A 19,997-nucleotide genomic window follows, 5' to 3' on the forward strand; every position below is an offset into this window, starting at 1 on the left:
GCGATTCGCTCTTTCGTCGCCGGTCAACACCGCAGCGCCCTTCTGTATAGTTGTGGTGTTGACGTGCGCTAAGGTGCATATGACCCCCGATCGACCAGGTGGAGGAGGCCGAACGTGGAGATGTTCCTGAATGTCGCGTTCATCGTCCTCCTCCTCAACTTCGCAGTGGCGATGGTGGCGATCCTGCGTCGCGCCCGCCGGGGCAGTTGGTTGCTGGTCCTGCTGTTGTCCGGCACCACGGGTGCGGCGCTGGCCGCGATCGTGGCCGCCTCGGATGTCGGGGCCTCGCGCTACGGGGACCTTCCGCTCACCTTCACCGGTTTGGCCGCCATCAGTGCTCTTGTTGCCGTTGCTGCGTACCGGACACGGGAGCGTCGAGAAGCGGAGGCGGCAGATGATCACTGAGTTTCTCGGCGCCGGCATCATCACGGTAGGCATGGTCTTCTTCACCGCCGGCACCATCGGCCTGATTCGGTTTCCGGATGTCCGCAGTCAACTGCATGCGCTGACGAAGGCTGACAATCTGGGTCTCGGGCTGGTGCTGCTGGGTGTCTCCGTTCTGTCAGGTAGCCTCGTCGTCGCCGGTGCCCTGCTCATCGCCTGGGTGATTGCGCTCGGCTCGGCGTCGGTGTCGGCGCAGGCACTGGCGGAGATCGACGCGCTCGAGGAGGCCCCCGCGTGAGCGTCGGCGCCGTGGATGTAGCGCTGGGGTTCGGCATCCTCGCCAGTGTCGCACTGATTGTCGTGGTGCCCCATCGGCGAGGGCAGGTCGGTGCCTTCCTCAGTTTCGGGGTGATCATCAGCCTGGTGTGGCTGCGTCTCGGAGCGCTTGACGTCGCATTCGCGGAAGCAGCCCTGGGTACCGGCATGCTCAGCGCGATCCTGGTGTGGCTGGCGGTCAGGCAACCTGTGGCACCGGCTCACACGAGGGATCCGGACGGGCCGGGCACACCGTACTGGGTGAAAGGCGTCATCGGGGTGACCGCAGGCAGCGTCGTCACCGTGGTGCTCGGGTCACTGGTGATGAGGTCGGAACAGCTGCTGCCGCAGTGGGACCCCGGGACGGGCTTGCCGGGTGGCGTCAGTCATGAGATCACCGGAGTACTGCTGGCCTTCCGCGCCTATGACACCCTGCTGGAGAGCGCGGTGCTGCTCTTTGCCGGGGTGATCGTCCTGGTCCTCGGCGACGGCAGGATTCCACGGGGACCGGCGGCGGAGCTGCCGGGTGTTGCCGTGTGGTTCATCCGCATGGCTGCTCCGGTGCTCCTGCTGCTCGGACTCTGGTTGCTGTTCGCCGGTAGTTCGACGTCGGGCGGGGCCTTCCAGTCGGGTGCCGTCCTCGCGGCGATGCTCATCCTCCTGCATGTGGCCGGAGTGAACATGACCGCCACCCACAGACTTCTCCGCCCGGCGTTGATCATCGGTGTGGTGGTCTTCATCGCCGCAGCACTCATCGGATCGGTCCTGGGTGGGCCCTGGCTGAGCTGGCCGGAGCCCGGGGCCTTCGCCCTGATCCTCACCGTCGAGATCGCCCTGACCATCGGCATCACCGCCGGCCTGTACCTGCTCTACCTGGGACTGGAGGAGGCTCGATGACGCTTGTTCAGTTCTATCTCGGTCTCGCGGTCCTGCTCATCGCGGTCGGCATGATCCGTATGCTGCTGGTCCGGGATCGCGTCGCGCGGCTGGTGGCCATGAACATCGTCGGCGCCGGCAGCCTGCTGTTCCTGGTCGCGTTGGCGGCGCGCACCCAACCCGCCGATCCCGTTCTGACCGCCCTGGTCATCACCGGACTGGTCATCACGGCAGCGTTCACCGCCGTGGGTGCCCTGCTCATCTCGCGGATCGAGGAGGAGCAGTGAGCCTGGTCGAATTCTGCCTCGGGGCCCTTGTCCTGCTGCCCCTGCTGGCGGCGTCCCTCGCGGTCTACCCGCGGCTCGGCCGCCCGCTGGGGCTCGTTGTCGCCGGCATGATCCCGGCGTTGCTGGCCCCCGTGCTTATCGACGTCGCCCGTTCCCGCCCCGCCGAGCTCACCCTCGGCGGATACGACATCCCCCTCGGGATCACCCTGCGGGCAGACGGACTGTCCGTGCTCTTTCTCCTGCTCACCGCCGTGGTCGGAGGGCTGGTCACGGTGGCCGCCCGCCAGGAACGCGGATTCTGGCCGCTGTGGCTCGGCTGCTGGGCCGGACTCAATGCGGTCTTCGTCTCCGGGGACCTGTTCAACACCTATGTCGGGCTCGAGGTCGTCGGCCTGACCGCCGTGGGGCTGGTGGCACTGGGTGGGCGGAAGGCCCGCCTGGCCGCACTGCGGTATCTCTTCGTCGCGGTCGTGGGTTCACTGCTCTTCCTCGTCGCGGTGGGACTGCTGGTGTCGGTGAGCGGCACGCTCGACCTCGGTCAGGTCGCCGACCGGGCGGCGGGCCACCCGGAGGTTCTCAGCGTCGCGCTCATCCTCGCCACCGTGGGCCTCGGCATGAAGATGGCACTGGCGCCCATGCACGGCTGGCTCATCCCGGCGCACGCCGCGGCACCGAGTCCGGTGTCCCCGCTGCTGTCGGCACTCGTCATCAAGGCCGCCTTCTTCGTGCTGCTCCGGTTGTGGCTGTGGATCGCCACCCCGGACCTGGTCGCAGAGCTGGCCGTGGTCACCTGGGTTCTGGCCGGGGCAGGAGTGCTGGCCATTGTCGTCGGCTCCGTCATGGCCCTGCGCCAGACACACATGAAACCCCTGGTGGCGTACTCCACTGTGGCCCAGGTCGGCTATTTCTTCCTCTTCTTCCCCCTCATCCCGAATGCGGCAGCGGTGCCCGGGGCGTTGGCCGGCACCCTCGGCCTGGTCCTCGGTCACGGTATCGCCAAGGCCGCACTCTTCCTGGCGGCCGGCTACCTCAAGGAGCTCTACGGCACCGACGAGATCGCCGCGCTGCACGGCGTCGGACGTGATCACCCGGGTCTCATCCTCGCGATGGGCCTGGCCGCGGTCGGTCTGGCCGGCATGCCGCTGTCGTTGTCGTTTTCCGGCAAGTGGCTGCTCAGTACAGCCGCGGTGAGCAACGGACACTACTGGCTGCTGGGTGTCGTGGTCGTGGCGACGCTGCTCTCGGCGGCCTACCTGCTAAAGGTCCTGGGCCCGCTGCTCATGGAGGAGGACGCCGAACCCGAGAAGACCACCCCCCTGCCCGCTGTCGCCCTCGCCCCACCGCTGGCCCTGGGCACGCTGACACTGCTCAGCGGATTCGGCGGTGTGTGGCTCACCCGGCTGCTGGAGGTGGGCGCCCCATGGTAGATCTCGTCCCCACCGCATGGCTCGCCTATGTGCCGGTGCTCATGCTGCTCACCTCGCTCATCGCGGCGATGCTCATCTTCCCGCTCCCGGAGAAGGCGCGGCGGGCGCGCTCGAGCATCAACCTGGCGGCGGCCGTCGCCAAGCTGGGTCTGGTGTTCCTGCTCTTCCCGGTGGTCCTCGACGAGGGCCTCCGGCCCGAGTTCGCCGTCCCTTTCCTGCCCGGCATCGACCTGGTGCTGCGGGTGGACGAGTTCTCACTGTTCTTCGCCACCCTGTCCGCGGTGCTGTGGCTGCTCACCACCATCTACGCCATCGGCTATCTGGCGGAGGGGGAGCACCGCTCGCGCTTCTTCGGCTTCTTCAGCCTGTGTGTCACGGCCACGGTGGGCATCTCGTTCTCCGGCAACCTCATCACCTTCCTCGTGTTCTACGAGATGCTCACCCTGGTGACTTACCCGCTGGTGGCGCACTGGGGGACGGCGGCGTCGATACGCGCGGCGCGGCTCTACCTGCGCTACACCCTCAGCGGCGGGTTGGCGCTGCTCATCGGCGTGGTGTGGCTGACCAGCTACGCCGGTCCGGTGGATTTCGCCCCCGGTGGTGCGCTCGGCGTCGCGGAGCTGGTGGCCGAGCAGCCGGTGGTCGCGGCAGCCATCTTCGCCCTGCTCATCGGCGGTCTGGGCGTGAAGGCCGCGCTGTTCCCGCTGCACGGTTGGCTGCCGACGGCGATGGTGGCTCCGGCACCCGTCTCCGCCCTGCTGCACGCAGTGGCGGTGGTCAAGGCGGGGGTGTTCGGCATCGTGCGTGTCATCGACGATGTCTACGGCGTCAACGTCGCCGCCGATCTCGGGGTGCTCGATCCCTTGCTCATCGTCGCGGTGGTGACCATCCTCTACGGTTCCTACCAGGCCCTGCGCCAGGTCGATATCAAGGCCCGGCTGGCCTATTCGACGGTCTCGCAGGTCTCCTACGTCACACTCGGTATCGCACTCGTCTCGGTGGCCGGGGCGACCGGCGGAGTGGTGCATCTGGTGCACCAGGGCATCATGAAGATCACGCTCTTCTTCTGCGCCGGCCTGTTCGCCGAGGTGGCGGGGGCGAAGACGATCCCCGAACTCGACGGCCTCGGTCGCCGCATGCCGGGCACGTCCGTGGCGTTCACCGTCGGGGCGTTCGGCATGATCGGCCTGCCACCGACCGCCGGGTTCATCTCCAAGTGGCAGCTGGGCCTCGGCGCGCTCGATTCCGCCCATCCGTGGGTGATCGCGGTGCTGCTGGCGTCCTCGGCGCTCAACGCCATGTACTTCCTGCCCGTCGTCTACCGGTTGTGGTTCCGGGAGTCAGCGGGTGAGCGCCTGGCCGAGCCGCGCGCCCTGCTGGCACCGGCCCTGTCGACGACCGCCATGGTCCTCGTCTTCGGCGCCCTGGCGTCTGCTCCGTTCCTGCCCCTCGACATCGCCGGCCAGGTGGCAGAGCAGGTGTTCCGATGACCCTCGACATTCCCTGGCTGCTGTTCGGCTCCACATTCCGCCTCGACGCGGTCGCGGCCCCGCTGCTCGCGGTGGCCAGCGTGCTCTACGCCGTCGCCGCCGTCGCCATTGCTTTTCGACGCCCCGCCCTCGACCGCCGCGGTCAGCTCCTCGCCTTCCTCGGCGCCAGCTACCTCGGCAACGTCGGCGTGTACCTGGCAGCGGACATCGTCACCTTCTACCTGGCCTTCGCGCTCATGAGCTTTTCGGCGGTCGGCCTGGTCACCCATGCGCGTACCAGGCAGTCCCACCGGGCGACCGGGGTGTATCTGGTGATGACGGTGCTCAGCGAAACCGCCCTGCTGGCCGGGCTGTGGCTGACCGGGGCGGCCGGGGGCCGACTCATCGCCGACGCTCCCGCCGCCATCGCGGCCTCCTCTCACCCGGGAGTGATCATGGCGTTGCTCATCATCGGTTTCGGGGTCAAGGCCGGCCTGGTGCCGCTGCACGTGTGGCTGCCCCTGGCACATCCGGCGGCACCACCGGCCGCCAGCGCCGTGCTCTCCGGCGTCATGGTCAAGGCGGGTGTCATCGGGTGGCTGCTCTTCCTTCCCCCCGGGCTGGATGCCCTCGCCTGGGTACTTCTCGTCCTCAGCCTGGCCGGTGCCTTCGCCGCCCCGGTGATCGGGATCCTGCAGACCGACCCGAAGGTGATCCTCGCGTACTCGACGATCTCCCAGCTCGGCTTCCTGGGGGCGGTCATCGCCGCCGGGATGCTTATCGACGCCCCCGTCACCGCCGCCGTCGTCATCTACGCCGTGCACCACGGCCTGGCCAAGGGCGCGCTGTTCCTGGGGGTCCCGGTGTGGCAGGCCGCCGCCGGGGCCCGCCGCCGGGTGGCCACCGCCGGGCTGGCCTGGGCCGGCCTGGCTCTGGTGGGTTTCCCGCTCACCTCCGGGGCACTGGCGAAGTACGACGCCAAGGACGCCGTGGCAGATCACTGGGTCTACCTCGTCCTGCCGTTGGTGGCCACCGGATCCAGTCTGCTGCTCGTGCGCTTCGCGTGGGCCCTGCGCCGCATGGAGGACACACCGCGCCGGGTCGACGGGGAGTTTCTCGGCTGGCTGGTGCTCTGCGTGGCGGGTGTCTGTCTGCCGTTCATCTATGCGCATCCGGCTCTCGAACCGGGCACCCTGTGGGACATGCTGTGGCCGCTGCTGATCGCCGTCCCCCTCGGCTGGTGGTGGTGGCGGCGCGGCCCCGCCGAGGCCCCGGTCCCGGTCCCGGCAGGGGATGTGGTCGTCATCGGCGAGCGGGTGTTGGACAGCCTGCGGTCCACCACCGTGCTGGAGCGGGTGCACGGGGTAACGGGTGATGCCGCGAAGCAGTGGGCCCGGGGATGGGCCACCACGGGTGAGGCCACCGAGAATGCGGTGGAGGGTATCGAATCGCGCGTGCGCGTCTGGTCGCTGTCCGGCCTGGTGACGGTCATCCTGCTGAGCGCCCTGCTGGCACTGGGGTGGTGGATATGATCCGGTTGCTCTTCTTCGCCTGTCTGTGGCTGGTGCTCGCCGGCACCGACTATCTCGTCTACGGGGTGATCAGCGTGGCGGCGGCCACCGCCCTCAGCCACCTCCTAGTCCCCCGCTCGGATCTGCGCCTGCACGTGGTGGGCACGGTGCGCCTGACGGGGTGGTTCCTGCAGCAGACCGGCATCGGCGGTGTCGATGTGGCGCGCCGGGCCGTGGCACGGACCCCGGACATCGCCCCAGTGGTCGTCGAGACGCAGGTGTGGCTGCCCGCGGGGCCCGCCCGGCAGACGGCGCTGCTGCTCATGAACCTCATGCCCGGATCCATGGTGCAGCGTGAGGTCACCGGCGATCGCGTGGAACTGCACACCCTCGCCCGTTCCCTGGAGCCGGAGCAGCAGTTCGACGACCTGCAACGACGCGTGGCCGCAGCCTTCAGCCTGGCTGTCCCGGGAGCAGACGAGACGCAGCGGTGAAGGTCCGGGGCGCCCCGCTGAGCGGATCGGTGAAGGACAGGCCGGTGGACACCAGGTGCAGGGGGCGGGAGAAGTCCTCCTCCGCTTCGGTGTGGATCCGCGGATAGATGTTGTCGCCGAGGATCGGCACCCCGTGCTCCCACATGTGCAGGCGCAGCTGGTGTGTGCGGCCGGTCTCCGGGGCCAGGACGTAGCGCGCCAGCGGCGGCTGCGGGCCGTGCACCGCCTCCAGTCGGGCCTGCTCGACGGCGGTGAGCGGGGTGGCGTCGATAAGCATCGTCACGGCGTTGGGCTCACCGGGCACGATGTGGCCCTGGATCTCACCGGCGACCTTGCTCATGCGGGAGCGCCAGACGCTGCCGGGTGCGAGGGCGGGATCGTGGGCCGCGATCGCCTCGTAGGTCTTCGACACCGCGCGATCGGCGAAGAGCTGCTGGTACGCGCCGCGCACCTCCCGGCGCAGGGTGCACAGCAGCAGCCCGGAGGTGAGCCGGTCGAGACGGTGCGCCGGGGTCAGCTCCGGGATGTCGAGCGCCCGGCGCAGGCGCACCGTGAGGGTCTCGGTGATGTGCCTACCCCGGGGCATGGTGGCCAGAAACGGCGGTTTGTCCGCGATGAGCAGATCCTCGTCGCGGTACACCACCTCCACCTCGTAGGGGACGTGCACCTCCGGAGCGGGGATGCGGTAGAAGAAGACGTCCTGACCGGGGGTGATGATGTCATCGGGCGCAAAGGGGACACCCCGACGGTCAACCACCTGCCCGGCGGCGAAGCGCTCCGCCAGGGCGTGGGCGTCATCGGCGGGGTGACGGTGCCGCTGGGTGGCGATGAGATGCCCCACCCATTCGGCGGCGCTCCAGGTGGTCGCGTCCGCGGGGAGGCGCGCCCGGGTGGCCGTGAGGCCGTCGCGGACCGGGAGGGGGGACCGCTGGCCGCGCGGAGGCTGTAATCTGTCAGACATGAACTTCGACGCCATCCTTAACCCGGCCATTGCATTTTCCTCCGAGGGTATCGGAGAGATCATGCTCAAGATCGCAGAGGTCTTCTACGCCCTCATGTACCCGGCGAACGCCGAGGCGGCCCACCCCATCGTCATCCCGGACTAAAGGCGCTAAGACCAGGCTAACCTGGCCTGCCGGAGTTTCTCGACTGGTTGTAACAACTCGTTCAGAGCGGTCATCAACGGGCTACAATTGTTGGTGATACGCAATATTCATCCTCATGACAGGAAAGGGCGGAACGATATGACCCAGGAAGATATCGTCGTCGTAGCAGTCGACGGCTCCGCAGCCTCGCACAACGCTGTCCGATGGGCCGCGAACACGGCCAACAAGCGCGGGATCCCGCTGCGACTGGCGTCCTCGTACACCATGCCGCAGTTCCTCTACGCGGAGGGCATGGTCCCGCCGCAGGAGCTGTTCGACGACCTCCAGTCCGAGACCATGGAGAAGATCGACGAGGCCCGGGCCGTGGCGCACGAGGTCGCGCCGGAGCTCAAGATCGGCCACACCATCGCCGAGGGCTCCCCGATCGACATGCTGCTGGACATGTCCCGCGACGTCACGATGATCGTCATGGGCTCCCGCGGCCTGGGCGGACTGTCCGGCATGGTGATGGGCTCGGTCTCCGCGGCCGTGGTCTCCCACGCCGCCTGCCCGGTGGTGGTCGTCCGTGAGGACAACACCGTCGACGAGTCCACCAAGTACGGCCCCGTGGTCGTCGGTGTCGACGGTTCCGATGTCTCCCAGCGCGCCACCGAGATCGCCTTCGCCGAGGCGCGGGCCCGCGGCGCCGAGCTCGTCGCCGTGCACACCTGGATGGACATGCAGGTCCAGGCGTCCCTGGCCGGTCTCTCCGCTGCGCAGCAGCAGTGGGAGGAGGTCGAGCGTGAGCAGGTGGACATGCTCACCGAGCGTCTGCAGCCGATGACCGACGCCCACCCGGAGGTGGAGGTCCGCAAGGTGATCACCCGTGACCGCCCGGTCCGCGCGCTGGTGGAGAACTCCGAGGGCGCGCAGCTGCTCGTCGTCGGCTCCCACGGCCGCGGTGGCTTCAAGGGCATGCTCCTCGGATCGACCTCGCGTGCGCTGCTGCAGTCCGCCCCCTGCCCGATGATGGTGGTTCGCCCCGAGAACGCCTAGGTCGCTGCCGACGTCCCCCCGTGGTCACCCTGGGGGGACGTCTCCCGTTTCTGTGGGTTTCGGGCCGGTAAATTTCTGTGTACGTATCTACAACGATCCGATTACGTTGTGTTCCCTGGTTAGGTGTGGTCGCGTCATTCGTGGCACACTAGGCATGTTCAATTACGCATGAATAACAGAACTTAAGGGAGAACACCATGCTCGGTATGGGTATCATCGGTTGGATCATCATCGGCGGCCTGGCAGGCTGGATCGCCTCCAAGATCAAGGGCACCGACGCCCAGCAGGGCCTCCTGCTCAACATCATCGTCGGTATTATCGGCGGCTTCATCGGCGGCTGGCTGCTCAGCCTCTTCGGTGTCGATGTCGCCGGCGGCGGACTGATCTTCAGCTTCATCACCTGTCTGCTGGGTGCGGTTATCCTGCTGACCATCGTCAACATGGTCACCGGCCGCAGCCGCAAGTAACCTCCACGGTTGCCTGAACCCGCCCCTCGGGGCGGGTTTTTTCATGCCTTCTTCGTTCTCGACTGTCAAAAGACGTACCGGTTTGTCTATATTGAGTGGGAAGAGCCAGTAGCGCACAACCCCAGAAAGGAACGGGTACGTCCGTGGCCGCAGGTGCAGCGAAGAAGAAGACGACGGGCAGTCGCCGTCGCAACCGTCCGAGCCCGCGACAGCGGTTGCTGGATTCGGCGACCAACCTCTTCACCACCGAGGGCATCCGGGTCATCGGCATCGACCGCATCCTCCGGGAGGCGGACGTCGCCAAGGCCAGCCTGTATTCCCTGTTCGGATCCAAGGATGCGCTGGTCATCGCCTACCTGGAGACCCTCGACGAGCAGTACCGGCAGGCCTGGGAGCAGCGCACCAGGGAGATGACTGATGCCGAGGACAAGATCCTCGCCTTCTTCGACATGGCCATCGCCGAGGAACCGTCCAAGGAGTTTCGCGGTTCGCACTTCCAGAACGCCGCCAACGAGTACCCGCGTCCCGAGGCCGAGTCGGAGCATGGCATCGTCGCCGCCGCCCTCGAGCACCGTCGGTGGATGCACCGGACGATGACGGAGCTGCTCACCGCCAAGAACGGCTACCCCTCCGCGACGCAGGCCAACCAGCTGCTCATCTTCCTCGACGGGGGTCTGGCGGGGGCGCGTTTCGCCCGCGAGGTCACTCCGTTGCAGACGGCCCGCGATCTGGCTCGTCAGATGCTGTCGGCTCCGCCGGCCGATTATTCGATCTAGCCTTCTTCGCCTGCCGCTTCGCCTGCCAGGCGGCGATCTTCTTCACCGTCGGCTTCTGCTCGAACGCCGCGATCTTCTCCTGGGTGCGCTCCCGCTGAATCTCGGAGCGCACCTTCTGCTTCTCCTGGGCCAGCGCCTTCGCCGCCGCCTTCTTCTCCTCCATCTCGGCCTTCCGGGAGGCCTTCTCCGCCCGGAGCTCGCGCCGGATGGCGGGGATCTTCCAGGGCATCACGGCACCTGCTGCTTTTCGACGTCGCGCACTCCACGTCCGCTGCCGCTTCTCCCGGTCTGCGGCCCGGGCGATATCCCGACGCTCCCGGGCGTAGTCGTGGAAATCCTCGGCCAACGGGACCTGCCGGTGCACCAACGGGTAGATGATGAGGGTCTGGACGAGGGTCCACAGGTTGTTGGCGAACCAGTAGAGGATGATCGCCACGGGCAACGGACCCAACAACGCCAGTGCCGCCAGCATGACCGGAATGACGAAGGCCATGCCGATGAGGAACTTGTGCATGCCCCGGGCGAAGCCGGAGTCCCAGTCGAGGGTCTGGGTGTTGCGCCAGATCGAGATGAGCAGGTTGCCGGTGGTGAACACGATGGCCGCAATGAGGAAGGGCAGGATGAAGTCCTTGACCTCGGCGCTGGTGGTGCCCAGGCGGCTGAGGATGTCCTCCGGCATGGCGATGTAGGCCGGGAGGGGCACACCGTTGACGGTGGCGTCGAGAAAGGCGTTGATCTCATCGGCGTTGAGGAAGCCGATCCGGGTGTCGGCGGTGACCTCCAGGCCGTCGCCGGGTCGGGCCATGCGCAGCAGCACCTGGTAGAGGCCCAGGAAGACGGGGATCTGGATGAGCGCCGGAACGCAGCCGGCGGAGACCTTGTGTCCGTACTGCTCCTTGAGGTCCTTCCGCTTCTCCTCGAATTCGAGGATGGACTCCCGGTCCGTCCTGTCGGCGTACTCCTTCCGCAGCGCCGCCTGCGCCGGGCGCATGGCCACGCCGATGCGGGCGGACTTCGCCTGCGCCCAGAAGAACGGGATGAGGAAGGTGCGGACCGTCAGCACGAGACAGAACATGGACACCAGCCATGCCACCGAATCGTCGATACCGAAGACCGAGTGCAGCAGCAGATGCCACAGTTTGAGGATGCCGGAGACGGGATAGATGAACGGTTCGAGCACGGTGGAGACACCTTGACCTTTAACGGGACGTGCAAACAAGACGCTAGACTGCAGGCAGCCTCAACTGATCGTAGCGTTTCGAGGAGAGTATCCCCATGAGTCACCGTTCCGGAGCCGCTCAGGCTTCGTCGCAGGCGGGATTCAGCCTGCGCCAGCTCCTGGGGGAACTGCTGCTCACCGCCGGTGCCGTGATGCTTCTCTTCGCCTTCTACGAGTCGTACTGGACGAACATCGCCTCCGGTCGCCTGCAGGACGAGAAGGCGGCGGCCCTGGAGACCCAGTGGGACGAGGGCGGGGACCGTGCCAACCCCCGACAGTCGATCACCCCGGAACTCGGCGAGGCGTTTGCGCGCATGTACATCCCGGCGTTCGGCTCCGACTTCCAGTTCGCGGTCATCGAGGGCACCGACGACGATGATCTGCTGGCCGGACCCGGACGCTACGTGGAGACCCAGATGCCTGGCGAGGCAGGCAACTTCGCCGTCGCCGGTCACCGGGTGGGCAAGGGTGCCCCGTTCAATGACCTGGGGAATCTGCAGGTCTGTGACGCGATCGTCGTCGAGACGCAGACGGAGTGGATCACCTACCGGGTCCTGCCGATCGATGCCACCGGTGACCTCCGCCGGGCGGAGGCGACCGACTGCCTCACCCCGGAGCAGGTCGACAGGATCGTCCACGGTGAATACGCCTCCGTGCAGGGACGTCACATCACGTTGCCGGGTGCCGTCGAGGTGATCAATCCGGTGCCGGGCCTGGACGCGACACAGGTCAGCCCGGACCTGGAGGGCATGATCACCCTGACCACCTGCCACCCGCAGTTCTCCAATGCGGAGCGCATGATCGTGCACGCCATGGAGGTCGAGGCCACCGAGAAGATCGCCGGTCAGCGACCGGAAGTACTGGAGGAGACGTAGATGTACGGACCACTGTGGCGGGCCCTGCCGGGTCCCTGGCCGGTGAAACTACTCGTCGTGCTCGTGCTGGTGGCAGCGGTGTTCATGCTGCTCATGGAGGTGGTGTTCCCCTGGGTCTCCACCCTCATGCCGTACAACGACGTGGCCGTCTGATCGCCGCCCGATTACAGGCCCAGAGAGGCGATGACCTCCGTGGCCACCAGTTCCGCCTTGAGTGACTGATCCTGGTTGGTGAACACCACCACGGCCATGTTCTCCTTCTGCACCGCGTAGAGCGCACCCTCGCGGTCGGGCACCATCCCGCCGCCGGCCCGCCCGCCGGACCACCCGGCCGGCTCTTCAGCCGGCTCCGTGGAATCCACGGGAGCGGCCCAGTCCACGACGTTGATGGCGGCAGCGGTGTCCGGCATGGTGCGCACGAGCACCGTCAGGTGGGGTTCGTCCGGATAGGACCAGAAGACGCAGGCCGGGGTATCGAAACGCGGGTCCACGCCCACCCCCAGAGTGCGTTGCCCGTTCGTGTCGGACACCCAGTCCGTGTCCAGGTACGGGCACTCGTCCCAGCTGCCCCGACCGCCCGGAATGTCCGGGAGAGCGTCATGGGGGAGGCCGGAGTCCATGACGGGCACCTCGGGGGACGGTGATTCGACGGTGGTCTCGACGGGTGTCGCGGATTCGGCGACCGGGCTCTCGGCGGTGGGGGAGCAACCGACGAGGGCGACGGCGAGACAGGCGACGGGAACAACGCTCGGTAGGCTCAGACGCATGGAGACCAGCCTAGATCCCCGGCAGGATGTCGAGAAGCTCGGGCGTACCCCCGCGCCGGATGAGGATGCACTGATCGACGGTGTCCACATCCTCACCACGATTCTGCTTATCGCGACGCTGGTGTCCTCCGTCAACCTCCCCTTCGGCGAAGCGGCCCTCAATCTGCTCCTGGGCTCCGGATTCGCGGTGCTCTATTTCTACGGCACGGCGTTGCAGCCGGGCTGGCGGGAAGGAACGAGCCTGGCGTGGCTGCTGAGCCTGACCATGCTGTGGGTGCTGGCGATGCTGCTGTCCCCGGTGGGCATCTACCTCGTCTTCTCCCTGTTCTTCCTCTACATGCGGGTGATGGATGATGTCCGTGGAGTGGTGGCCGTGGTGGCGGCGACCGCGGCCTCGGTGTTTACGCAGGTGCCCGACGGATTGACGGTCGGTGGAGTGATGGGGCCCGCGGTGTCCGCGGCAGTCGTCCTGGCGATCCACTTCGCTTTCCGTACCCTGGTGCGCATCAACCGGGAACGCGAGGAACTGATCACGCAGCTCATGGACACCCGACTCCAGCTCGCGGAGACCGAGCGCGCCGCCGGTGTCACCGCGGAACGCCAACGCCTGGCGCATGAGATCCACGACACCGTCGCCCAGGGCCTGTCGAGCATCCAGATGCTGCTGCACTCGGCCGAACGTGACCTGCACCGTCTCGGCCTGAGCGAGGAGCAGCTGGCGGGACCGACGCGCTTCATCGACCTGGCCCGCACCACCGCGAAGGACAACCTCGGTGAGGCGCGCGCCATGATCGCCGCCCTGCAGCCGGCCTCCCTGTCGGAGACCTCGTTGGAGTCCGCCCTGGAGCGGATGGCGGCCGGTTTCGCGGCGGCCGGTGATCTGCGCATCGAGGTCGGAGTGGAAGGCGCCGAGCGCCAGCTGCCGATGAAGACGGAGGCGGCTCTGCTGCGGATCGCCCAGGGGGCGGTGGGCAATGTGGCCAAGCACGCGGCGGCGAGCCGCTGCCGGGTGACGGTCACCTATGAGCCCACGGAGGTGCGACTCGACGTGGTGGACAACGGCCAGGGTTTCGATCCGGATGCGGTGGCGGCCCGGCCGGCGGGCCTGGGGCATGTCGGCCTCGACGCGCTGCGACGTCGCGCGGAGGAACAGGGCGGGACGGTCGAGGTCGAATCGAGTCCGGGGTACGGCACCGCCGTCTCGGTGGCAATCCCCGTTCCTGCCGAGACCGGTGTGGCGGCTACACTCGAAACAGAAACGCCGACCGAGGAAGGGGTCTGATGCTCTCATGATCCGAGTGCTGCTGGCCGATGATCATGAAATCGTCCGCATGGGACTGCGCGCCGTGCTGGAGGAGGCCGAGGACATTGAGGTGGTCGGTGAGGTCGCCACCGCCGATGCCGCTGTCGCCGCTGCCCAGGCCGGCGGCATCGACGTCATGCTCATGGATCTGCGCTTCGGTCCGGGCGTGGAGGGCACGCGCGTGACCACCGGGGCAGAGGCCACCGCCCGCATCAAGGAATCCATGTCGAATCCGCCGCAGGTGCTCGTGGTGACCAACTACGACACCGACGCGGACATCCTCGGAGCCATCGAGGCGGGGGCCGTCGGGTACATGCTCAAGGACGCCCCGCCGACGGAACTTCTCGCGGCGGTGCGCTCAGCGGCGGAAGGTGATTCCGCGATGTCCCCCGTCGTCGCCGACCGGTTGATGACGCGCGTGCGTACCCCCCGAACCTCACTGACCCCCCGTGAGCTTGAGGTGCTGACATTGGTGGCGGCCGGATCCTCCAACCGGGAGATCGGCCATGAGCTCATGCTGTCTGAGGCGACGGTCAAGTCCCACCTCGTCCACATCTACGACAAGTTGGGTGTACGTTCGCGAACCTCCGCCGTGGCCGCAGCGCGTGAGCAGGGAGTTCTCTAGGACCCGGAGGGGTTGGCCTTGTCATAGGCCTCGATGACCGAGGCCGGAATCTTGCCACGCTCGGAGACATCGAGCTTGTTGGCCCGTGCCCACTCCCGAATGGCGCGGGAGCGCTCACGCTTGGCTGCCGCGGAGGGGCCCGACTGACGTCCGCCACCGGACTTCTGTTGGGCGGGGGCCGGCTGAGCGGCCGCGATCCACGGTTCGAGAGCCGCCCGGAATGCCTCCGCATTATCCTCGGAAAGGTCAATGACATAGTGTTCGCCATCAACACTGAAGCGAATGACATTCACTTCTGTGTCCTTGAGGGGGGAATTGTCTAGGTCATCAAAGAACTGGGTAATTTCACGTCGGGACATGTCATCTTCTCCTCATACATTTCATGGACAATACTCATGGTACGTGTCCATGGCGTTTCATGTGAATGTGATTGACATGAAGGGAGAGAAAGGGGAATTGCCCCATCTACTTCTGAAAAAAGTAAATGGGGCAATTCAATTTACGTGGAAATCACTAAGCGCGTGAAACGCATTAAGGGCGGTTCAGTCGCTCCTGAATTTCCTGAGTGACACCATCAATATCGCGGTTAATGGTGGCGTGGGCGCGCTTACGCTGCTCCGGGGTCATGAATTCCGCATTGTCGGTTGCCGTGTGCAATTCGGACAGGCGATCCTCGACGTCCTGGACAAAGCCCACCGGCAGGTGATCCTTGGTGAGGGTGCGGTTAATGCCGTCGATCCGCGCCTTCAATTCCGCACCATGCCCGGAGAACTGGGCGAGCTGGTCAGCGCTGACACCCAGGCGGCGGGCGCGGGAATCCACGATCTGTTCGCGGCCGGCGGTAATGGCGCGGTAGATAAGCGGGAGCATGACGGGCAGCGCCACTCGCGCCAGACCGGCATAACGCTTGAAGGTGCCCGCATTGAGGCGACCCTGCTTCATCTGGTCGAGGGTGTTCTCCGCCATCTTGCGCTCATGCTTGCGCTTGGCCTTGAGTCCCTTCTTCTCCTCCTTGAGAAGATTCTTCTCGAACTTCTGCAGCAGCTTCTCCTGCTTCAACTGCAGTTTCGCCTCCTGCTTGGCGTCATGCTTGGCGCGGGCCTTTGCCGCCTGGATCTCTGCCTTCGTCTTTGCACGGCTCTTACGGATGGCCTCGAAAATGCCCATGGGAATCAGCCTCAGAATTCATGGAATATCAGATACGTCAATGGTCGGTTTCAACATTACCTGTGATCGTGGGTTATGCTCACGGCATTGTGAATGCCCAGTACGTGAGCGCCGCTGATCTGGTGGGCTGCCGCTACCGGCAGGTCCAGCGGTTCGTCCACCCGGAGGTGCCGCGCACCCGGGCCGCTCTTCTCAGGCTGGAGCGTGTCGAGGCCGGACGGGAGGCCGTCCACGCACTGCTTCCCACCCGGCCGGCCCGCGGGGACCGGCAACGCTTCCGGCGCCTGGACGTCGATCCCGTGTCCCATGACACCGACCCTTTTCATGCGGAGCTGGCGACGTTGGAGGCGCTGGCCGCGGAGGCGAATCTCATCACCGGGGCGGTGTTCACGGGACATTCGGCCGGTGTCGACTGGCGCGTGGATGTCGATATCCTCGTCCGTCGTCCGGACGGCACGTACCTGCCGGTCATCGTCAGCAACCATCGCGTCGCGCGTGCCGACGAGCGGGGTAACGTCCCCGTCCTGGCCACCGCCCGGCTGGGCCTCGGCGAGCCGGTGGCGGGGCGATTTCGACTTCGTCATCACGTCATGGACGGCTACCGGTTGGCACTGGCCGCCCGCGCGCTGCAGGAGATCGGGGTCGATGCCGGGGTCGGTGCGGCCATCGGGCAGGACCGTTCCCGTGCCTTCCTCGCCCCCACGCAGCCCCTGCAACCGGCACTGACGACGGCCCTGGAGCAGGTCCTGCCGACGTTTCCGCGCCGGGTGAAGGAGTGTGCGACGTGTCGTTTCTGGCCGCTGTGCGAGCAGGAGCTGCAGGCGGCCGATGACATCTCCCTGTTCCTCGCGGGGGATCGCGCGCTCCCCTTCCGCGAGCGGGGGATAACGACGGTGTCCGCGCTTATCGACGCCGACCTGGGCGAGCCTTCCCGTCTCGCGGCGGCGTGGCGGGACGGTGTGGTGCTGCTCCGGAGAACCGATACGGTCAGTGCCCCCGTGGCGGACGTGGAGATCGACGTCGACATGGAGGCCTACCTGGACCAGGGCGCCTACCTGTGGGGGGCCTTCGACGGGCAGGACTATCACCCCTTCGCCACCTGGCTGCCACTCGGCGGTGAGGCGGAGGCGGAGAACTTCGCGCGTTTCTGGCAGTGGCTCATGGGCCGTCGCGCGCAGGCGCAGGCGGAGGGAAAGACCTTCGCGGCGTACTGCTGGTCCAACCACGGGGAGAATCACTGGCTGACGATGAGCGCCCGCCGCTTCGCCGGGCAGGAGGGCGTGCCCACCGAAGGGGAGGTGAAGGAGTTCATCTCCTCGCCCGAGTGGGTCGACGTGTTCCGTCTCGTCCGCTCGCAGCTGGTCGGCACCGGCGGGCTGGGGCTCAAGGTGGTGGCCCCGCAAGCGGGTTACACCTGGGAAGACGGGGATTTCGACGGCGAGGAATCGGTCCACGCCCGGCGCATCGCCCGCGGATCCGACCCTGCGGCCCGGGAGGCGCGGCGTCGACTCCTGCGCTACAACGAGGATGATTGCCGGGCGACGGCCGCGGTGCGGGCGTGGCTGCGGCGGGGTGCACCGGGCGTCGAGAAGCTCTAGGCGGCGTTGCGGGCCTCGGCCCGGGCCAGGGACATGGCCGTGATGACGACGAGGGCCAGGATGGCCGCCAGGATGAGGATGAATCCGGACCACCCGGTCATCCCGAAGACGAGACCGGTGGCAGCGCCGATGAGCGAGGATCCCGCGTAGTAGGAGAACAGGTACATGCTGGATGCCTCGGCGCGATGGCTGGTGGCCGCCAGGCCGATCCAGCTCGAGGCCGTGGAGTGCATGGCGAAGAACGAGGCGGTGAACAGGAAGAGTCCGATGAGCGCGCCGGGCAACCATCCCGACATGGTCGCCAGCAGCCCGAGCAGCATGAGTCCGGCTCCGGCGACGAGGACCCGGCCGCGACCGTACTTGTCGGTGAGGGCCCCGGCTTTCGCCGAGCTCCACGTCCCCGAGAGGTACATGAGGAAGACGACACCGACCAGCGCCGGGGACAGCCCGAAGTGGTCGATCATGCGGAAGCCGAAGAAGTTGTACAGGGAGACGAACACTCCCATGCCCACGAAGGCGATGATGAACAGGCCCACCAGACGGGGGTTGGACAGGTGGCCGAGCATGGCCGACACCTCGGAGCGGAGACCGATCTTCTTCGGGGTGAAGCGGCGCTGCCGGGGCAGCAGGATCGTCATGAGGATCGCCATGGCCAGCGCGACTCCGGAGCTGACGACCACAGCGACGCGCCAGTCGACGATCTCCAGCAGGCCGGCCGGGATGAGACGCCCCGTCAGCCCGCCGACCGTGGTGCCGGCGACATAGATCCCCATGGCGCGGCCCAGGTGAGCGGGGTCGACTTCCTCGGAAAGCCAGGTCATGGCGACGGCGGGTACTCCGGCGATGGCCACACCCTGCAGGGCGCGCAGGAGGATGAGGGTGAAGGCGTCGGGGGCCAGTGGCAGCAGCAGGCCGAGCGCGGTGGCGCTGAGGGCGGAGAGGATGAGCAGTCGGCCGCGCCCGAAACGTTCCGAGAGAATGGACATGGGCACGATGCACACCGCCAGCATGCCGGTCGTCGCGGAGACGGTCAGCGCGGCGACGGTGGGGGTGATCTCCAGGTCGTCGACCAGCGTGGGTAGCAGCGCCTGCGTGGCGTAGAGCGCATTGAAGGTGGCCAGGCCCGCGGCGAGCATGGCGAAGACGGCGCGGCGGTAGTCGCGGTCGGAACGGGTCAGGCCTGGGCTCATGTGTCCATGGTGTCCTACCGGTGGTCATGTGTAAAATGTCAAAAATAGCGCCAGTTGATACACTTTATGCATGAACGACGTATCGGCCGTGGACCTGCAGGGATTCGTCGAGGTTGCGGAGTCCGGTCACCTGACGGAATCAGCGGCCGTGCTCGGTATCCCCCAGCCGACGCTGAGCCGTCGCATCCGACGGGTGGAGGCGGCTGTCGGGGCCGGCCTCTTCGATCGGGTCGGGCGGCGCCTGGTGCTCAACTCCCGGGGCCGCGCCTATCTCCCGCATGCCCGCGCGGTGCTGGCTGATCTGTCGGAGGGCCGGACCAAGGTGGCGCGCCTCATGGACCCGGAACGCGGCACCGTGCGCCTGGATTTCATGCATTCTCTGGGGACCTGGATGGTGCCCGACCTGCTCCGTAACTACCGCGCTGTGCATCCCGGGGTGGAGTTCCAGCTGCACCAGGGCTCGGCCCGCGTGCTCATCGACCGGATCATGGACGACGCCGCCGATGTCGCCCTCGTCGGCCCCCGCCCCGTGGAGGCCGAAGAAAGCCTCGGCTGGCACCAGCTCGAACTGCAGCGCCTGGCCCTGGCGGTTCCGGAGGGGCACCGCCTGGCTGAGCCGGGTCCCGTTGATCTGCGGGAGGCCGCCGCCGAGCCCTTCATCGGGATGCATCCCGGCTACGGCACCCGCCTGCTGCTCGACCGCATCGCCGGGGAGCTGGGGTTTACCCCGGACCTCGTCTTCGAGTCGATGGAGCTGACCACCGTCGCAGGTCTCGTCTCCGCTGGCCTGGGTGTGGCGCTGCTGCCCCTCGATGATCCTTACCTCGCGCCCCGGGGCATCGTGCTCCGGCCCCTGGACCCGCCCCAGCACCGTGAACTCGGACTCGTGTGGCGTGCGGGGATTCAGGAGGCTCCGCCGGTGGATCAGTTCCGCCGTTTCGTCATGGGGAGGTGACAACGACACACGCCGCCTGCCCCCGGGAAGGGGCAGGCGGCGTGGGACAACCGGGTGACTACTTGGCGTCGGCGTAGCGCGCGGCGACGTCCTCCCAGTTGAAGACGTTCCAGACGGCCTTGACGTAGTCGGCCTTGACGTTCTTGTACTG

General features: G+C 67.1%; 25 protein-coding genes. 18 read left to right on the plus strand and 7 right to left on the minus strand.

Features of this window, described 5'->3' with window-relative positions:
* The first annotated feature begins 120 nt into the window (after positions 1–120).
* The 8 genes from Q4F73_RS06110 to Q4F73_RS06145 are packed head-to-tail and all read left to right on the plus strand — an operon-like array spanning position 121 to position 6,763.
* Entirely contained in the window at positions 121–405 is a 285-nt protein-coding gene (locus Q4F73_RS06110; protein WP_303358496.1) for a hypothetical protein, read from the plus strand.
* Positions 395–682 carry a monovalent cation/H(+) antiporter subunit G gene (locus Q4F73_RS06115; RefSeq protein WP_303358473.1) on the plus strand — a complete coding sequence of 96 codons (288 nt, stop codon included), beginning with the start codon at positions 395–397 and terminating at the stop codon, positions 680–682. Before Q4F73_RS06110 ends, Q4F73_RS06115 begins: the two co-directional genes overlap by 11 nt.
* Entirely contained in the window at positions 679–1,596 is a 918-nt protein-coding gene (locus Q4F73_RS06120) for a hydrogenase subunit MbhD domain-containing protein (RefSeq protein WP_303358474.1), read from the plus strand. The genes Q4F73_RS06115 and Q4F73_RS06120 overlap by 4 nt, the downstream gene beginning before the upstream one ends.
* On the plus strand, positions 1,593–1,862 hold the full coding sequence (locus Q4F73_RS06125) for an NADH-quinone oxidoreductase subunit K (protein WP_303358475.1): 270 nt from the start codon (positions 1,593–1,595) through the stop codon (positions 1,860–1,862). Before Q4F73_RS06120 ends, Q4F73_RS06125 begins: the two co-directional genes overlap by 4 nt.
* Complete coding sequence (locus Q4F73_RS06130) at positions 1,859–3,289, plus strand: complex I subunit 5 family protein (RefSeq protein WP_303358476.1); 1,431 nt, start codon at positions 1,859–1,861, stop codon at positions 3,287–3,289. Before Q4F73_RS06125 ends, Q4F73_RS06130 begins: the two co-directional genes overlap by 4 nt.
* Complete coding sequence (locus Q4F73_RS06135; RefSeq protein WP_303358477.1) at positions 3,283–4,779, plus strand: complex I subunit 5 family protein; 1,497 nt, start codon at positions 3,283–3,285, stop codon at positions 4,777–4,779. The genes Q4F73_RS06130 and Q4F73_RS06135 overlap by 7 nt, the downstream gene beginning before the upstream one ends.
* Entirely contained in the window at positions 4,776–6,290 is a 1,515-nt protein-coding gene (locus tag Q4F73_RS06140) for a proton-conducting transporter membrane subunit (RefSeq protein WP_303358478.1), read from the plus strand. Before Q4F73_RS06135 ends, Q4F73_RS06140 begins: the two co-directional genes overlap by 4 nt.
* Positions 6,287–6,763 carry a Na+/H+ antiporter subunit E gene (locus Q4F73_RS06145; RefSeq protein ID WP_303358479.1) on the plus strand — a complete coding sequence of 159 codons (477 nt, stop codon included), beginning with the start codon at positions 6,287–6,289 and terminating at the stop codon, positions 6,761–6,763. Before Q4F73_RS06140 ends, Q4F73_RS06145 begins: the two co-directional genes overlap by 4 nt.
* Here Q4F73_RS06145 and Q4F73_RS06150 read toward each other — a convergent pair.
* Positions 6,723–7,787 carry a pseudouridine synthase gene (locus tag Q4F73_RS06150; RefSeq protein WP_303358480.1) on the minus strand — a complete coding sequence of 355 codons (1,065 nt, stop codon included), beginning with the start codon at positions 7,785–7,787 and terminating at the stop codon, positions 6,723–6,725. The genes Q4F73_RS06145 and Q4F73_RS06150 overlap by 41 nt on opposite strands.
* On the opposite strand from Q4F73_RS06150, the gene Q4F73_RS06155 reads away from it, so the two are divergent.
* The 4 genes from Q4F73_RS06155 (at position 7,723) to Q4F73_RS06170 (ending at position 10,147) form a co-directional block, all read left to right on the plus strand.
* Positions 7,723–7,869 (plus strand): hypothetical protein, encoded by a 147-nt coding sequence (locus Q4F73_RS06155; protein WP_303358481.1) that lies wholly within the window; start codon positions 7,723–7,725, stop codon positions 7,867–7,869. The genes Q4F73_RS06150 and Q4F73_RS06155 overlap by 65 nt on opposite strands.
* A gap of 138 nt (positions 7,870–8,007) precedes the next feature.
* Complete coding sequence (locus Q4F73_RS06160) at positions 8,008–8,904, plus strand: universal stress protein (protein ID WP_303358482.1); 897 nt, start codon at positions 8,008–8,010, stop codon at positions 8,902–8,904.
* 197 nt (positions 8,905–9,101) lie between these two features.
* Entirely contained in the window at positions 9,102–9,371 is a 270-nt protein-coding gene (locus Q4F73_RS06165) for a GlsB/YeaQ/YmgE family stress response membrane protein (protein WP_303358483.1), read from the plus strand.
* A gap of 143 nt (positions 9,372–9,514) precedes the next feature.
* Positions 9,515–10,147: a TetR/AcrR family transcriptional regulator gene (locus tag Q4F73_RS06170; protein ID WP_303358484.1), complete on the plus strand. Its 633-nt coding sequence runs from the start codon at positions 9,515–9,517 to the stop codon at positions 10,145–10,147.
* Here the strand turns inward: Q4F73_RS06170 and yidC are convergent.
* The gene (gene yidC / locus Q4F73_RS06175; RefSeq protein WP_303358485.1) at positions 10,074–11,327 is read right to left on the minus strand and encodes a membrane protein insertase YidC; all 1,254 of its coding nucleotides are present in this window, start codon (positions 11,325–11,327) and stop codon (positions 10,074–10,076) included. The two genes, Q4F73_RS06170 and yidC, sit on opposite strands and share 74 nt — an antisense overlap.
* Positions 11,328–11,422: 95 nt before the next feature.
* Here yidC and Q4F73_RS06180 point away from each other — a divergent pair, with 95 nt between their 5' ends.
* Entirely contained in the window at positions 11,423–12,241 is an 819-nt protein-coding gene (locus Q4F73_RS06180) for a class E sortase (protein ID WP_303358486.1), read from the plus strand.
* Positions 12,242–12,394, plus strand: a complete 153-nt coding sequence (locus Q4F73_RS06185; RefSeq protein WP_303358487.1) for a hypothetical protein — start codon at positions 12,242–12,244, stop codon at positions 12,392–12,394.
* An 11-nt stretch (positions 12,395–12,405) separates the two neighbouring features.
* Here Q4F73_RS06185 and Q4F73_RS06190 read toward each other — a convergent pair whose 3' ends face one another.
* Positions 12,406–13,008 (minus strand): DUF2020 domain-containing protein, encoded by a 603-nt coding sequence (locus Q4F73_RS06190; RefSeq protein ID WP_303358488.1) that lies wholly within the window; start codon positions 13,006–13,008, stop codon positions 12,406–12,408.
* Here Q4F73_RS06190 and Q4F73_RS06195 point away from each other — a divergent pair.
* Both Q4F73_RS06195 and Q4F73_RS06200 read left to right on the plus strand, forming a co-directional pair.
* Positions 13,007–14,290 carry a sensor histidine kinase gene (locus Q4F73_RS06195; protein WP_303358489.1) on the plus strand — a complete coding sequence of 428 codons (1,284 nt, stop codon included), beginning with the start codon at positions 13,007–13,009 and terminating at the stop codon, positions 14,288–14,290. The two genes, Q4F73_RS06190 and Q4F73_RS06195, sit on opposite strands and share 2 nt — an antisense overlap.
* 7 nt (positions 14,291–14,297) lie before the next feature.
* Positions 14,298–14,936, plus strand: a complete 639-nt coding sequence (locus tag Q4F73_RS06200; RefSeq protein ID WP_303358490.1) for a response regulator transcription factor — start codon at positions 14,298–14,300, stop codon at positions 14,934–14,936.
* On the opposite strand, the gene Q4F73_RS06205 is transcribed toward Q4F73_RS06200, so the two are convergent.
* Positions 14,933–15,295: an Lsr2 family protein gene (locus tag Q4F73_RS06205; RefSeq protein WP_303358491.1), complete on the minus strand. Its 363-nt coding sequence runs from the start codon at positions 15,293–15,295 to the stop codon at positions 14,933–14,935. The genes Q4F73_RS06200 and Q4F73_RS06205 overlap by 4 nt on opposite strands.
* A 172-nt stretch (positions 15,296–15,467) precedes the next feature.
* A complete protein-coding gene (locus tag Q4F73_RS06210; RefSeq protein ID WP_303358492.1) occupies positions 15,468–16,103 on the minus strand; it encodes a DUF6474 family protein in 636 nt (211 codons plus the stop codon).
* An 89-nt stretch (positions 16,104–16,192) separates the two neighbouring features.
* On the opposite strand from Q4F73_RS06210, the gene Q4F73_RS06215 reads away from it, so the two are divergent.
* Positions 16,193–17,701 (plus strand): TM0106 family RecB-like putative nuclease, encoded by a 1,509-nt coding sequence (locus Q4F73_RS06215; RefSeq protein WP_303358493.1) that lies wholly within the window; start codon positions 16,193–16,195, stop codon positions 17,699–17,701.
* Here Q4F73_RS06215 and Q4F73_RS06220 read toward each other — a convergent pair.
* Positions 17,698–18,891, minus strand: coding sequence for an MFS transporter (locus tag Q4F73_RS06220; RefSeq protein ID WP_303358494.1), 1,194 nt, complete (start codon positions 18,889–18,891; stop codon positions 17,698–17,700). The genes Q4F73_RS06215 and Q4F73_RS06220 overlap by 4 nt on opposite strands.
* A 70-nt stretch (positions 18,892–18,961) precedes the next feature.
* On the opposite strand from Q4F73_RS06220, the gene Q4F73_RS06225 reads away from it, so the two are divergent.
* Positions 18,962–19,846, plus strand: coding sequence for a LysR family transcriptional regulator (locus Q4F73_RS06225; protein ID WP_303358495.1), 885 nt, complete (start codon positions 18,962–18,964; stop codon positions 19,844–19,846).
* Positions 19,847–19,904: 58 nt separating this feature from the next.
* Here the strand turns inward: Q4F73_RS06225 and Q4F73_RS06230 are convergent.
* On the minus strand, positions 19,905–19,997 hold a 93-nt coding region (locus tag Q4F73_RS06230), incomplete at its 5' end, for a Fe-Mn family superoxide dismutase (RefSeq protein ID WP_303358497.1).

The sequence above is a fragment of the Corynebacterium sp. genome (genome assembly GCF_030535495.1).
Lineage (GTDB): Bacteria > Actinomycetota > Actinomycetes > Mycobacteriales > Mycobacteriaceae > Corynebacterium.

What these genes read in the sequence shown, in the direction of transcription:
- Q4F73_RS06135 (WP_303358477.1), top strand. Translation starts at nt 3,283, where the DNA reads ATGGTAGATCTCGTCCCCACCGCATGGCTCGCCTATGTGCCGGTGCTC.
- Q4F73_RS06200 (WP_303358490.1), top strand. Translation starts at nt 14,298, where the DNA reads ATGATCCGAGTGCTGCTGGCCGATGATCATGAAATCGTCCGCATGGGA.
- Q4F73_RS06185 (WP_303358487.1), top strand. Translation starts at nt 12,242, where the DNA reads ATGTACGGACCACTGTGGCGGGCCCTGCCGGGTCCCTGGCCGGTGAAA.
- Q4F73_RS06145 (WP_303358479.1), top strand. Translation starts at nt 6,287, where the DNA reads ATGATCCGGTTGCTCTTCTTCGCCTGTCTGTGGCTGGTGCTCGCCGGC.
- Q4F73_RS06115 (WP_303358473.1), top strand. Translation starts at nt 395, where the DNA reads ATGATCACTGAGTTTCTCGGCGCCGGCATCATCACGGTAGGCATGGTC.
- Q4F73_RS06220 (WP_303358494.1), bottom strand. Translation starts at nt 18,891, where the DNA reads ATGAGCCCAGGCCTGACCCGTTCCGACCGCGACTACCGCCGCGCCGTC.
- Q4F73_RS06140 (WP_303358478.1), top strand. Translation starts at nt 4,776, where the DNA reads ATGACCCTCGACATTCCCTGGCTGCTGTTCGGCTCCACATTCCGCCTC.
- Q4F73_RS06160 (WP_303358482.1), top strand. Translation starts at nt 8,008, where the DNA reads ATGACCCAGGAAGATATCGTCGTCGTAGCAGTCGACGGCTCCGCAGCC.
- Q4F73_RS06205 (WP_303358491.1), bottom strand. Translation starts at nt 15,295, where the DNA reads ATGTCCCGACGTGAAATTACCCAGTTCTTTGATGACCTAGACAATTCC.
- Q4F73_RS06155 (WP_303358481.1), top strand. Translation starts at nt 7,723, where the DNA reads ATGAACTTCGACGCCATCCTTAACCCGGCCATTGCATTTTCCTCCGAG.
- Q4F73_RS06190 (WP_303358488.1), bottom strand. Translation starts at nt 13,008, where the DNA reads ATGCGTCTGAGCCTACCGAGCGTTGTTCCCGTCGCCTGTCTCGCCGTC.
- Q4F73_RS06125 (WP_303358475.1), top strand. Translation starts at nt 1,593, where the DNA reads ATGACGCTTGTTCAGTTCTATCTCGGTCTCGCGGTCCTGCTCATCGCG.
- Q4F73_RS06180 (WP_303358486.1), top strand. Translation starts at nt 11,423, where the DNA reads ATGAGTCACCGTTCCGGAGCCGCTCAGGCTTCGTCGCAGGCGGGATTC.
- Q4F73_RS06110 (WP_303358496.1), top strand. Translation starts at nt 121, where the DNA reads ATGTTCCTGAATGTCGCGTTCATCGTCCTCCTCCTCAACTTCGCAGTG.
- Q4F73_RS06150 (WP_303358480.1), bottom strand. Translation starts at nt 7,787, where the DNA reads ATGATCTCTCCGATACCCTCGGAGGAAAATGCAATGGCCGGGTTAAGG.
- Q4F73_RS06195 (WP_303358489.1), top strand. Translation starts at nt 13,007, where the DNA reads ATGGAGACCAGCCTAGATCCCCGGCAGGATGTCGAGAAGCTCGGGCGT.
- Q4F73_RS06165 (WP_303358483.1), top strand. Translation starts at nt 9,102, where the DNA reads ATGCTCGGTATGGGTATCATCGGTTGGATCATCATCGGCGGCCTGGCA.
- Q4F73_RS06225 (WP_303358495.1), top strand. Translation starts at nt 18,962, where the DNA reads ATGAACGACGTATCGGCCGTGGACCTGCAGGGATTCGTCGAGGTTGCG.
- Q4F73_RS06210 (WP_303358492.1), bottom strand. Translation starts at nt 16,103, where the DNA reads ATGGGCATTTTCGAGGCCATCCGTAAGAGCCGTGCAAAGACGAAGGCA.